At 43.7% G+C, this 13,363-nt stretch carries 12 protein-coding genes; 3 read left to right on the top strand and 9 right to left on the bottom strand.

Translation table 11 applies throughout. The features are described 5' to 3' along the window. Positions 1-21: 21 nt before the first annotated feature. Both BDI_RS00060 and BDI_RS00055 read right to left on the bottom strand, forming a co-directional pair. Positions 22-531 (bottom strand): helix-turn-helix domain-containing protein, encoded by a 510-nt coding sequence (locus tag BDI_RS00060; protein ID WP_005855105.1) that lies wholly within the window; start codon positions 529-531, stop codon positions 22-24. 76 nt (positions 532-607) lie between these two features. Next, the gene (locus BDI_RS00055) at positions 608-964 is read right to left on the bottom strand and encodes a two-component regulator propeller domain-containing protein (RefSeq protein WP_226766808.1); all 357 of its coding nucleotides are present in this window, start codon (positions 962-964) and stop codon (positions 608-610) included. 328 nt (positions 965-1,292) lie between these two features. Between BDI_RS00055 and BDI_RS00050 the strand changes: the two genes are divergently transcribed. Both BDI_RS00050 and BDI_RS00045 read left to right on the top strand, forming a co-directional pair. After that, the gene (locus tag BDI_RS00050; protein WP_011965854.1) at positions 1,293-1,703 is read left to right on the top strand and encodes a glycoside hydrolase family 20 zincin-like fold domain-containing protein; all 411 of its coding nucleotides are present in this window, start codon (positions 1,293-1,295) and stop codon (positions 1,701-1,703) included. Between the two features lie 104 nt (positions 1,704-1,807). Further along, entirely contained in the window at positions 1,808-2,044 is a 237-nt protein-coding gene (locus BDI_RS00045; RefSeq protein ID WP_022192094.1) for a hypothetical protein, read from the top strand. 35 nt (positions 2,045-2,079) lie between these two features. Here the strand turns inward: BDI_RS00045 and BDI_RS00040 are convergent, their stop codons facing one another. From BDI_RS00040 to folB, 4 genes are all read right to left on the bottom strand, one after another. Continuing rightward, the gene (locus BDI_RS00040) at positions 2,080-2,724 is read right to left on the bottom strand and encodes a MarC family protein (protein ID WP_005855096.1); all 645 of its coding nucleotides are present in this window, start codon (positions 2,722-2,724) and stop codon (positions 2,080-2,082) included. Positions 2,725-2,818: 94 nt separating this feature from the next. Then, positions 2,819-4,066: a PNGase F N-terminal domain-containing protein gene (locus BDI_RS00035; RefSeq protein WP_005855094.1), complete on the bottom strand. Its 1,248-nt coding sequence runs from the start codon at positions 4,064-4,066 to the stop codon at positions 2,819-2,821. A gap of 5 nt (positions 4,067-4,071) precedes the next feature. Next, positions 4,072-5,508 carry a monomeric [FeFe] hydrogenase gene (locus BDI_RS00030; protein WP_011965852.1) on the bottom strand — a complete coding sequence of 479 codons (1,437 nt, stop codon included), beginning with the start codon at positions 5,506-5,508 and terminating at the stop codon, positions 4,072-4,074. Positions 5,509-5,585: 77 nt separating this feature from the next. Then, a complete protein-coding gene (folB, locus tag BDI_RS00025) occupies positions 5,586-5,954 on the bottom strand; it encodes a dihydroneopterin aldolase (RefSeq protein WP_005855090.1) in 369 nt (122 codons plus the stop codon). A gap of 91 nt (positions 5,955-6,045) precedes the next feature. On the opposite strand from folB, the gene BDI_RS00020 reads away from it, so the two are divergent. Next, the gene (locus BDI_RS00020) at positions 6,046-6,417 is read left to right on the top strand and encodes a bactofilin family protein (protein ID WP_005855088.1); all 372 of its coding nucleotides are present in this window, start codon (positions 6,046-6,048) and stop codon (positions 6,415-6,417) included. Between the two features lie 39 nt (positions 6,418-6,456). Here the strand turns inward: BDI_RS00020 and BDI_RS00015 are convergent, their stop codons facing one another. From BDI_RS00015 to dnaA, 3 genes are all read right to left on the bottom strand, one after another. Next, positions 6,457-9,144, bottom strand: a complete 2,688-nt coding sequence (locus BDI_RS00015; RefSeq protein ID WP_011965851.1) for a 4-alpha-glucanotransferase — start codon at positions 9,142-9,144, stop codon at positions 6,457-6,459. Between the two features lie 23 nt (positions 9,145-9,167). After that, positions 9,168-11,708, bottom strand: a complete 2,541-nt coding sequence (locus tag BDI_RS00010) for an adenosylcobalamin-dependent ribonucleoside-diphosphate reductase (protein ID WP_005855085.1) — start codon at positions 11,706-11,708, stop codon at positions 9,168-9,170. A 257-nt stretch (positions 11,709-11,965) separates the two neighbouring features. Further along, positions 11,966-13,363, bottom strand: coding sequence for a chromosomal replication initiator protein DnaA (dnaA, locus tag BDI_RS00005; protein ID WP_008774487.1), 1,398 nt, complete (start codon positions 13,361-13,363; stop codon positions 11,966-11,968).

Genomic DNA, 13,363 nt, shown 5'->3' with positions numbered 1-13,363 from the left:
AGAATAGTCTGCAACTAACACTTAATTATTTCGACGATATTCGGTTGGAGTGACCCCATAGCTTTGTTTAAAAGCCGTACTAAAATAACGAGCGCTGGAAAAACCGACACGGTCCGCTACTTCCTGAATACTCATATCCTTATGAGATGAAAGCAACCGAGAAGCCTCGACCATACGAAACCGAATCACATAATCACCAACCGAGACATCCGACAAATGACTGAACTTGCTATAAAGCGTCGTTCTACTCATCGCCATCGCAGAGGCGATAAAAGGCACATTCAAATCCGGATTACTCAAGTTCTCCCGAAGCAACGTATTCAATTTACACATGAATTGTTCGTCCGCATTGCTTGTCGCATCCTCTTTTGGAGAGAATAGACAACCGGACTCACGATAACGCACACGAAGTAGGTCTCGTTGTCTTAATATATTCCGCAGAATCACCAACAAGGAATCTATATCAAACGGCTTCGCCAAATAGATATCCGCCCCTGATTTATACCCCTCCCAAGGGAAACATAATCCCACGGAATGGAAATAGCCTGTTCCCCGGATATACCATCAGGATGAATCGGTAACCCATCTAAAGCCAAATTAATCATGCTCACAGAAAAATCCTCTTCCTCATGAATGTCATAGCCGGGCCGTATCCTAACCAGCCCTTCCACTCCAGAAATATAAATATTACCGGAAGAAGACTCAAAAGCAGGTTCCGGAAAGTACCACGATCGAAATATGCCAATCCGCAACAGGTTCCTACCCAAATATTTCCCTCCGCATCTTCCTCCAAAAAAACTATATCATTATAAGGAAGAGAATGCGGATTCTCCCTCTCCTCCTGATAAACGGTAATCTTTTCCCTATCGAAACGATTCAACCCAAATCGGGTACCAATCCACATAACCCCTCTTTCATCTACCAGCACACATTTTACGGAAGACTGCGATAATCCGTTTTCCAAAGAGATTTGTTTAAAATAATACCTAGGAGCTGCATAAAGAGACTCTGTTAAACACACTAAAAACAGCAATAGATATAATTGTAAAAACTTCCAAAATACTCGCATAGTTGTATATCACCCATTGTTCGGCAAAAACACTAAATCGTCCGAAATATAAGGCTTGCAGAGTATAAAAAAACGTTTTTTGAATTTTCACGGACGATTTTGGACTCAAGAAAATATCCTTAAAGCATAGATTTGCAGCAAGTGAAAAATTAAACAAAAAAGCATATCATTAAAAATTATTCTTATGTTACGTACAACGGGTATATATTTTATTATTTTGGTTATGATACTTGTAAAATGTTTCCTTCCGGACGAAAAACCGGAGATCATTCCTTTCCCCTTGCAAAGTGTATCAGACAAAGGTGATTTCACATTCAACAAGGCAACCCTCATCAGTGTAGAAAATGAAAAACAGGCTATGATCGCTCGGGAGTTGACCGATCTGTTCACGCTTTCCGCCGGATTCACCCCGGAAATAAAAATACAAGACAAACGAGCCAATATCATATTCCGCACAGACAAAGAACTAGCGGCCGAACATTATAAACTGAATATAGCCCCCTCTTGTATTCTAATAAAAGCATCCGGACAAAAAGGTTTCTTTTACGCAACGCAAACCTTACGTTTTCTGCTTCCTCCAGCAATAAACAGCCCAACTCAGGTAGAGATATTCAATGGAACGTACCGGGAATGACCATACTAGATGGCCCCCGATACAGCAATCGGACCGTGGCAATACACACACCTTTCACTCTCATCTCGAAGGATAATCTCAAAGAATTAATCGATCACCTAGCCATGTTAAAAATAAACAGACTTCATTTCACACAAGAAGTTCATGATACGACACCTGAAGGACAGCAAAAAATGAAGGATATGAACCTGTATGCTAAATCCAAGAAGATCACGATCTCAAACGGAACAACACACACCCATGATATCATATCGTATCTCCCGTTCCAAGCAGAGCTACTTATCTGGAAAGCAAATATCTCCGATTGCGATGAGGATAAAAAAGGTTATTCCAATATTTAGCGCCCATCGCAGAAAGAAGCTGGTCTGGTAATTTGTTAGCCCATCGCCTCACGCAAGATATCGATCAAGATAGGCTTCAATCCGCTTACGAAACATTCCACGGCGATCACCATCAGTATCAATCCCATCAAACGCATCATCACGTTATTTCCAGTCTCTCCCAATATCCGTACCAAACGGGTAGAAGCTTGTAAGATCAAGAACGTGATAAAATAAACCAATGCGATAATACCAATCAACGTACCCTTTAAGCTGAGTGTCGAGGCGTCATCCATAAGCATGATTGCGTTGGCGATCGCTCCCGGACCGCACAACATCGGGATTGCCAGAGGAGTAATGGATATATCATCCGCATAGGTTTTCACCTCTTCCTCTTTCAACTTCGCGTTCGAGTAGCGTGCTTGAAGCATATCAAACCCAATCTTGAAGATAATAAAGCCGCCAGCTATGCGAAAGCCGTTCGAGGAGATACCAAAGAACTTAAACAGGAACTGACCGGAGAAAGTAAAAACCATCAAGGTGATGAACGACACGATCGTGGCCCTTCGGACAATCGCTTTCCGCTCATGGTCATTCATACCATTGGTCATGGTCAAGAAAACCGGCATCGTACCGAGTGGATTGGTCAACGTAAAAAACGAAGTGAAACATAATAGGGCGAAAGGTAACAAGTCTTCCATATCAATAATTTTTTAATTGGCTAATGTGCCAATATGCCAATTAGTTGAAGAGAGCATGATTGGCACATTGGTACATAACATATTATCACATTATTTACTCATCCCAGACCAAATAGGCTGAGACCAACCAATGATTCAGCTTATTCCCATCCACTTCTGCCGCTTCCGGAATACTCACCGTCAGCGTATGATGGCCGGGTTGGATATCCTTCAGCTCCACCTCTTCCGGTATCACGTCCGATCCGGGACACCAATTAGAGCGGGAAAGATCCGAAGACGCCAAGGGTTCCTCTACTTCTTTCTCCGAATAACCCTTCTCGGTGATATAGGCAGCCAGACGCTTTCTCAACCAAACCCCGGTAGCCGGATTAAAACGACGGAAAGAAGCGCAGTCCGTACGCCAAGGAACAAAATCCAAGACAGGAACTCCATCAACAGATACAATATTCTGTTTCTCCACGAACTCATCACCACCGGAATGACCGCCATGTCCCGTAACGATATATTTCAGACGGACATCACGTGCGCCTTGAGGAATATCAAAATCCAATGACACGTCCTTCCGGGCGAATATATCCGGATATTCCTGCCCGATATAATAAACCGTATTCATCAACGGCTCTACATGTTTCTTCGGCAAAGCGTCGCAAGTCAGATCGGACTCGTCCACATCGATCGTCATGCTAGCGACGTATCCTTCCGGTGTCCATGTATCGATAAAGATCCCAACATAAGCGCCACCTTCCAGAAGAGGATACAAATCGGTTATGTCTTGCTCCCAGCTTACGCTATCCTCCCAATGGTCGACATACACAGGTTTACGATGTTTCGTCAAGCTATCCTCGGGACTACTGTAATGCCCTACTCCGAACGGAGTCATGAAACGCATCAATTCCACGGTAGGTTGATAATCCGTCCCGGGGATGATACCGATCATCTTCTCCAGTTTCACGCTATCCACCGCAGGAAACTCCTTCTCCCCTTTAGCGATATTCAACAAATTAATGCCCGAGGCATTTGGCAATACAAAACAAGAGCCGGATTTATCCCAGCGATCTCCATTCGAAGCTACCGTAACCCGGAGTTTGACGGAAACGTTTCGCTTATATTCCGGCAATGTTACCTTCTTCAAGATAATACGGCCATTCACCAAATGATAGATACTGTCCGGTCCCGGAGCGTTAAAAGCGGCGGGATATACATCCGGAGCGAAACGTACGTGGGTATCATTAAATACCTGTACGGAATAATCTCCCATTGACGGTAATTCTTTATGTCCGCAAGAAGCGGTACATAGAAAAACTCCCGTCAAGGAGACAAATAAAACCAATTTTTTAATCATTTTGTCTAGAATTTAGTAAGCTCCTTAATAAGCTGCTTTTGTCCGGCAGTCTTATCGGCGTGCGTACAAGGACCGGTCACACAACCGCCCTCGCAAGCCATCACTTCTATAAACTGCGCGGGAGCCTTTCCGGTTTTAGCATAAGCACGTAATAATGCCACATTTTTCTTTGTCAGGTTGGCTACCTGCACGGCATTTACGTTCTCGTCCTTCAAATAAACCTTAACGGCGTTGATCACACCACCACTTTGGGCGAAGCCATGCGCCTCACGGACAGCGTTAAATAATACAGAGAAAGGCTGGGCCTCCTCGATCTTGATACCCAATCCCTCCAATACGGAACCTACTTCCTCAAACGTAAGTGTAAAATCCACGCACGGATCTAGTTTCACCTCTTTTCGTTTCGCCACGCACGGGCCAACAAACACGATCTTCGCATCCGGATATTTTTCCTTCACGATACGGGCCGTATAATACATCGGAGATCCAGTAGAAGAGATGTATTTCTTTAAATCCGGGATATGTTTCTCGGCCAATTGCACGTAAGACGGACAGCAACTAGTGGTCATGAACGGTTGTCCTTCTTTCAATTTCTCGATCAATTCTTCCGCCTCATGACGGGTGGTTTCCATAGCGCCTTGCGCCACCTCAACCACTTCCTCGAATCCCAAGGACTTGATAGCGCCATACACTTTTTCCTTCGGAGCGCTAAACTGAGCTAAGATAGACGGAGCGACAATCGCTACCATCTGTTCCTTATTCCGCAAGCGTTGCAAGATATCGAATACTTGCGAGATCTCGAAGATAGCACCGAACGGACAAGCATTCACACATTTACCGCAATATATACATTTAGACTCGTCGATATGCTCCACCCCATACTTGTCCTTGCTGATCGCCTTAACCGGACAAACTTCCTCGCAAGGGATCGGGATATAAACGATGGCATGGTACGGACAGCTTTGGTGGCATTTACCACAGCTGATACAAGTTTCATGATCAATCTCGGCCTGACCGTTTTTCTTGAATCGGATAGCGTCCTTCGGGCAGTTCATATAACAACTACGAGCCACGCAACCCCGGCAAAGATTCGTGATCTCATAATTCACGGAGACACAAGAGGAACACGCCTCATCCACTACACACATGATATTTTCCTTCTTATTCTCCGAGCGGAACAAGGCACGCTTCGCATACTCTGAAAGCGGTGTCAACTCATCTTCCTCGTCCTGCATATCAAAACCAAGCAAAGGCAAGGTCTTGTATTTCCAGACGGCACGTTCCTTATGTACACAGCAACGGCCCCTCACTTTCGATTTTCGGGGACTCAACTCGATCGGTAAGCGATCTATTTCTTCTAGAAGACGGTTTTCTTTCCAGAGCTTTACTAACTTCGCCAGCAATCCGTGACGAACAATCATTACGTTGTTGGTAAATGCCATAATGTTATCGTATTTGTGCTTTTAGTATATCGTATATCGCATCACTTCTTTACAAACGCGAAGGTAAATAAAAGTTTCTAAACAGAAAGAAAGCTTTCTTTAAGAATTATCGAAGCACTATGAATATCTCCGCCAAACGGAGGATTTAATTTAGACAAGACAAGTTCCACCTCCGTGATCTGTGGAAATCTCTCTTTCAAAGCCTTCAAGATACGCCCCGCCGCGTGCTCAAGAAGTCTCGAGGGGATAGCCATTTCTGCTTTCACGGTTTCATATACTGTGGCGTAATTGATCGTATCGCTTAAATCGTCGCTCCATACCGCATTCTCCAACGGCGCTGTCAGTATCAAATCTACGATAAAAGTATTCCCAACCCGGGTCTCTTGGGGTGCCACGCCATGATAGGCATAGAATGTCATCCTTCGTAATTCAATCTTTGTTGTCATAATCTTTTAATTTATCTGTAAATGTATAGAAAGTAAACCTTCCTGCAAAAAAATAGTCTTATATTTGTCAACCAAGTAACAACACATTATGATGGGAATAAAACAAAAAGATGAAAATTCCGCAGGCGGATTACACAACGCCTTGGCTGCGGGGACAACGATAAAGGGTAATATTATCACAGAGACAGACTTTCGCTTGGATGGAAAAGTAGAAGGGGACATCAGTTGCAACGGCAAGATCGTTATCGGCCCCAAAGGTAGCGTAACAGGCAATATCGTATCCGAGAATGCTGAGATTCTCGGTGAGGTAGATGGCTCCGTAAAAGTAAGCGCAAAGCTTATTCTAAAATCAACAGCAATTATCAAGGGAGATATATATACCCAATCCCTAGAGATCGAACCAAACGCACGGTTCAACGGAGCCTGCTCGATGTGTTCCGAGAAAAAGAAAGCGGACAAATAGACTGAGGGCCGCACTTTTCGATACGGCCCTTAGTCTTTCTTATTTTCGTCCAGCCTCTTTTATCAACGAGACGATCTTATTATTCAGGTTATCAGCCTGCAAAAGCTGTTCCAACGTAATATGCATCCGGTAGCGCCAATAATGCGTTGAATTCGCAGGAACGTTAATACGCTCGGATTCTATATCCTTCCGCTTGATAGAATCATCCATAGCAAACCAATCCTGCAACGGAATAATCGTCAGCATGGAACGAGTCTTCAAATGATTAGAAATAATCTGGGCAACGATTTCAGCCGTACATTCATCCGGGGCCTCACCGATCCGTTGCAATACATGGTTGTAATAACGCTGTGTCTTCTCCGGATCTTCTTTCCACCAATTACGAAGAGGAGTCATATCATGTGTAGAAGTCGTACAAACCGAATGATAAGGCAGATTGAACATATCGGAAAATTCCCGCTGTGGGCTCTTCGGCATACGCTCAATCTCCAAGCTTAGTATTTGCAACTTATTCATAACCTCGGGAACAGAGGCGGGGATCATACCGAGATCCTCTCCACAAACCAACATCTCCGTGGACGCAACCAACGGTGTCAAACGCTTAAACGCTTGCGCCTTCCAAAAATCATTATGGCGATGATAGAAGAAATGCCAGTATAACTGATCGAACGCATAACGGTCGGAACCACTCAATTCCCGATAGATATAGGATTGATTCGCCGAGATCCGGGGATGAAACTTATCGGTCTCTCTTGGATCACGAAGAAATAATACCTCATTCGCAATCGTAAACAGGCCATTCTTGATCCGTAGGGAAACTGGATCCGCCTTATCCGCAAACAACGCCTCAATCTTCCTTTGCGTATCACAGAACGGTTTTAACACATAATGCCGGGAGGAGGATTGTGCCAAATAAGCACCTATCACCTCTTCTGTATTTTCCTCAAACAATTCCGATAAAAATTGTCGATTGATATGTGGGGTCGTGAAACGAGATTCGTTAAAATTCAATCCATACTGCTCGATCTCTTCTCTCGAGAACGGCAACGCTGGATTGAAATGACCACAAAGCCCTTGCACATATTCACAAGGAACCTCCCATATTCGGAAAAATCCCAAGATGTGATCTATACGGAAACAATCGAAATAATCACTTAACTTAGCGAAGCGTTTTTTCCACCAAGAGAAATTATCTTTCTCCATCGCATCCCAGTTATAAGTCGGGAACAGCCAGTTCTGACCGTTCATGGAAAAGTCATCGGGGGGAGCACCCGCTTGACCATTCATATTAAAATATTTCGGTTCCGTCCAAGCCTCTACACTAGTGCGGCTCACGCCAATGGGTAAATCACCTTTCAATACAACTCCATTCTTACGGGCATAATCCGATACCGACTTGAACTGGTTGTGCAATACATATTGCAAGAAATAAGAGAACGAGATCTCCGGCCATGCGTCACTATCTTCCCGGCATAGGGCGCGAACACGTGTCTTATTGTAAGTAGAATTACCTTGCCATTGAGAGAAATCCGATGTCCCATAACTTTCCCGCAAGAAACAATAAGTAGCGTAAGGCATCAACCATGACTCATTTTGCGCCAAGAACTCTTTAAACTCCGGCGTATCTAATACGGCCTTACCCTCCCCTGCGAAATATTCTTGACAATAACCCAATTTATATTTCAGTACTTCCTCGTAATCAACCGTATCTTTTGCGTTTAATTCTTTTTGCTTCCCTGCATAAAAAGCTGCTCTCTCCGGATCTTTCAAGGTCCCCAAAGCCGATAAATCCACATACATGGGATGAAGGGCATAAATAGAAATAGCGCTATACGGATAGGAATCCACCCAAGTATGGGTCATTGTCGTATCATTCATAGGTAATACTTGAATGATACGTTGGTGCGTCTTTCTAGCCCAATCCACCAACATGTGTAAATCTCCCAAATCACCTACTCCAAAGCTCTTTTCCGAGCGCAAGGAAAAGACGGGGATAACCGAGCCGGCACAACGCCATAACGGTAAGCTATCCCGGAAGTAAAGACCAGATATAACAACGGTCTCACCCTGTTTCTGGGGAACAAGACTTAGAATACGATTCTCATCACTCTCCCAATACAAAGGTTGACGGGAATCATTATCCCAAACCAAAAATTTATATTCTAAAGGATACCGTATCTCCGCAGCGTCTAAATCAATATGCCATTCCGGGAAAGTATCGCAACTCAGCAATAAAGCCTTGTCCGGATGCCAGTTACCTAAGCATTCTTGATTTCCAGTAATGGCTACACACTGATTCTTTTCCACCCGGGGAGCGGATATCTTTATCACCAATTTTCTTCCACTTCTAACGACCCTCTCATGTGTATTGCAGGGATGAGCGAATAAACTTTTGGTGAAAGCCGAAGAATAAAAGGCTAGATTATCCGGACGGATTTGCCAATAATCATAAAGGATGTAAGAATCAGATTGTCCATCCAATACAATCCGGTGATTCTTCTCCCACTCCTCAAAGATCTGCTTATCATTAACACTTAAGAAATATCTATATTCTATATCTTTTATATCGGGTGGAAGATCCAGTTCCAGTTTCCAGTTTCCATCCCCAGAGTAATTCATCTCCTTAGCCAAAGCAGGTTCCCAAGAGCCTAATTCCGGTATGGAGCCCACTACACATAACTTCTGTCCCCAAACGGTATGGAAGTTTATATTAAAAGAGACTTTCATGGTATATAGATTTAGTCAATTATTTAACCGCATTTAGAGGCTCCGCAATTCGTGCAGATCAAACAACCTTCTTGATAAATCAAGGTCTCCAACCCACAGTTCGGACATTTCTGCCCTTTCGCTTCCATGCCGTTCGGTAAATATTTCTTCAAGGCCCGTTCCACGCCATTCTTCCAAGTATTGATAGACTCGCTATTCAACTCCATACCCTGTACCAGTTTTATAACCTGATCGATAGGCATTCCGTAACGGAGCACACCGGAAATCAATTTAGCATAGTTCCAATATTCCGGATTAAACTTGCCATCCAAGCCTTCGATTGTCATTTTATAACCGCGTTTATTCTTGAACTGGAAGTCGTAATGCTTATTACCATCCTCATCATAGCTCTTGATGATCGTACCTTTAGAAACGTTTTTAGGTAACATGATACCCTCGTCATCATCGGCCAAACCGGTAAAGATCTCATACGGACGGCCATTCAACAAGCCGACGAAAGCGATCCATTTCTCACGGTTATTCTGGAATTTTACCACATCCGCATCCAATTCACGAGGACGGGTAGATACGATAACCGGTGGTTGCATGCAGTTGCAATCCTCTTTTTTCTTCTTTTTATCTGTCGCAATCAAGACACCGGAACGAGAACCATCTCGATAAACAGTACATCCTTTACATCCGCATCTCCATGCCTCAACATACAAAGAATCTACCAACTCCTCACTTACATCGTTCGGCAAATTGATCGTTACGCTGATAGAATGGTCCACCCATTTCTGAATGCGTCCTTGCATACGGACTTTTTGTAACCAATCGACATCATTGGAAGTCGCTTTATAATAAGGAGACTTAGCAACTAGCTCCTCCACTTCTTCTTGTGTATATTTCTTACTTGCCGAATAACCATTCGCTTGCATCCACGTTACAAACTTATGATGGAATACGATATACTCCTCGAAAGCGTCGCCTGTCTCATCCACGAAATCCACACGAGCCTCGGAATCGTTCGGGTTTACTTTGCGGCGGCGCTTATATACCGGCAAGAATACCGGCTCTATACCGGAAGTGGTTTGTGTCATCAAGCTAGTCGTTCCTGTCGGAGCGATTGTTAAGCAAGCGATATTACGACGGCCGTATTTCAACATATCCTCATATAAAGCAGGATCAGCCTCACGCAAACGGTTGATGAACGGATTTTTTTCCTCACGCTTCGCATCGAATATCTCAAAGGCACCACGTTCTTTCGCCAACATTACGGATGAACGATAAGCGGCCAAAGCTAATGTCTTTTGTATAAGTTCCGCACAATCGGTTGCTTCTTCTGTTCCATAACGCAAACCTAAAGCGGCAATCATATCGCCTTCCGCCGTAATGCCCACACCTGTACGGCGTCCTTGCAAAGTCTTTCGTTGGATCTTTTCCCACAAATGACGCTCTGTTTGTCTTACCTCCATGGATTCCGGATCCGAGTCGATCTTAGCCAAGATCATCTCGATCTTCTCCGACTCCAAATCAATAATATCATCCATAATCCGCTGGGCCAAACCTACATGCTTCTTGAACAAATCATAATCGAAATAAGCGTCCGGAGTGAACGGATTTACCACATATGAATATAAATTGATCGCTAACAAACGGCAACTATCATACGGACAAAGAGGTATCTCGCCACAAGGATTCGTGGAAACCGTACGGAACCCCAGATCCGCATAGCAGTCTGGTACAGACTCACGTAAGATCGTGTCCCAGAATAGCACACCCGGTTCAGCGGATTTCCAAGCGTTATGAATAATTTTTTTCCATAAGCCAGAAGCATCGATATCCTTCACATAAACGGGAGAATCCGAATCAATTGGATATTGTTGCTTATAGGTACCGCCATTAACCGCGGCATTCATGAAATCATCATCAATCTTCACAGATACATTTGCACCTGTAACCTTACCTTCCGTCATCTTAGCGTCGATAAACGCCTCCGAGTCCGGATGTTTAATAGAAACGCTCAGCATCAAAGCTCCACGACGGCCATCTTGGGCCACCTCACGGGTGGAATTCGAATAACGTTCCATAAACGGAACCAACCCGGTAGAAGTCAACGCAGAATTCTTAACCGGAGAACCTTTCGGGCGAATATGCGAAAGATCATGGCCTACACCACCACGGCGCTTCATTAATTGTACCTGTTCTTCGTCAATACGAATAATCGCACCATACGAATCCGCTTGCCCGTCCAATCCGATAACAAAACAATTAGAGAGTGAGGCAATTTGATAATCATTGCCAATTCCCGTCATCGGACTTCCTTGCGGAACGATGTAGCGGAAATGATCAAACAGGTCGAAAAGTTCTTGTTCCGACAACGGATTCGGATACTTTTTTTCCACACGGGCAATCTCACTTGCCAAGCGATGATGCATATCATTCGGAGATTCCTCATAGATATTTCCAAACGCATCCTTCAAGGCATATTTATTTACCCATACTTTAGCGGCGAGCTCGTCACCGGTAAAGTAATCCAATGAAGCCTTAAACGCTTCGTCAAAAGTGTAAGTTTTACGATCCACAATTATTATATTTATTTTGCGACTGCAAGTTTACGCATACTTTACCAGTTATCCAAATTACCCTACGTTAAAAAGAATACTTATTGAAAAGTTTTCCAAAACAAAACTTGCAACTCCACATTTTCAACTACTTAAACAAAACTAAGCATCAAATAGTTTTCCAAAAAGAAAACTTAACACTTATACGGATCTTCCAAAACAAAGAAGGACGCCTCTTTAGAGAGACGTCCTTATCCTACTATATAGGGATTCTTAATTTAGTTCTTGAGCAAGACCTCGATTTCCTCTACGGAAGACCGGAAAGACTTACTAGTCTCAATCTGGTCTTTGATCGTCTTACAAGCATGCAAGACCGTCGCATGGTCTTTCTTTCCTACGATCTTTCCAATATGGGAAAAAGAGGAGTCCGTATATTTCTTCGCCAAATACATCGTGATCTGACGGGCTTGCACGATCTCACGTTTACGGGAATTAGTCTGGATAACCGATTGCTCCAAGTTGAAATACTTGCAAACGATCTCCTGAATCATCTGTACGGAGATCTGTTTCTTCTCCAACCGAACCGCTTGGCTAACCACACGTTTCGTCAACGGCAGATCGATCTCACGATTATTGATAACCGCATTAGCCATTAAAGAGACGAGAATACCTTCCAAGTCACGGACATTCTCCGTCACATTATTAGCGATAAAGTTAAAGACCTCATCCGGAATCATGATTCCGTCATGGTTGATCTTATTCTTCAGTATCTTTTTACGTAGATCCAGATCCGGACGGCTCAACTCAGCCGTCAATCCCCATTTTAAACGGGTGATCAAGCGCTCTTCCATCCCTTGCAAATCCACAGGAGGTTTATCAGAAGTCAAGATAAGCTGCTTACCTAACTGGTGCAGGTGGTTGAAAATATGGAAGAATGTATTTTGAGTCTTATCCATACCGATCAACTCCTGTATATCATCCAACAGCAGCACATCGATATTTTGATAGAAATTCAAGAAGTCATTAGTCGTATTCTTACGGATAGCATCTGTAAACTGTACCCGGAACAAATGCGAAGATACATATAACACTTTCTTTTCCGGATGCAACTCCCGGATACGGGTTCCGATCGCATGGCATAAGTGAGTTTTACCCACTCCTGACGGACCAAAAATAAACAACGGGTTAAACGTAGTCTTTCCCGGATTCTGGGCAACAGCCTCACCCGCCGTACGAACCAGCTTATTGCTCGTACCCTCGAAATAATTATCAAAATTATACTTCGGGTTCAACTGAGGGTCCAAATCCTGCGGAGCAGTCGTCATAAATGGATTCGGAGCCTTGTTAGCGTCCTTGGGAGTAACTTTCTTTACAGCGGTGGAAGCATTCTCCGCCGGATAATCAACCGTACCACCAGTTGTCTTATCCACCATGATACGGTAGTTAAGAATGGTTCCTTGACCGATTACACGATACAATGTAACTTTCAAAACATTAACATACTTCTCTTCCAGATACTCATAGAAGAATTGACTAGGCACCTGTATGGTAAACTTCTTGTCTTCGTATGATAACGGAACGATAGGTACGAACCATGTGTCAAAAGCTGCCTTAGGCACAATATCCTTTATGACCGCAAGGCACTTATTCCACAATGTTTGATAATCAGTCTGCAT

It is taken from the genome of Parabacteroides distasonis ATCC 8503 (assembly GCF_000012845.1).
In the GTDB taxonomy this organism is placed as follows: Bacteria; Bacteroidota; Bacteroidia; order Bacteroidales; family Tannerellaceae; genus Parabacteroides; species Parabacteroides distasonis.
The sequence above is the reverse complement of the archived record's forward strand: the minus strand, read 5'-3'. Positions and strand labels throughout refer to the sequence as shown.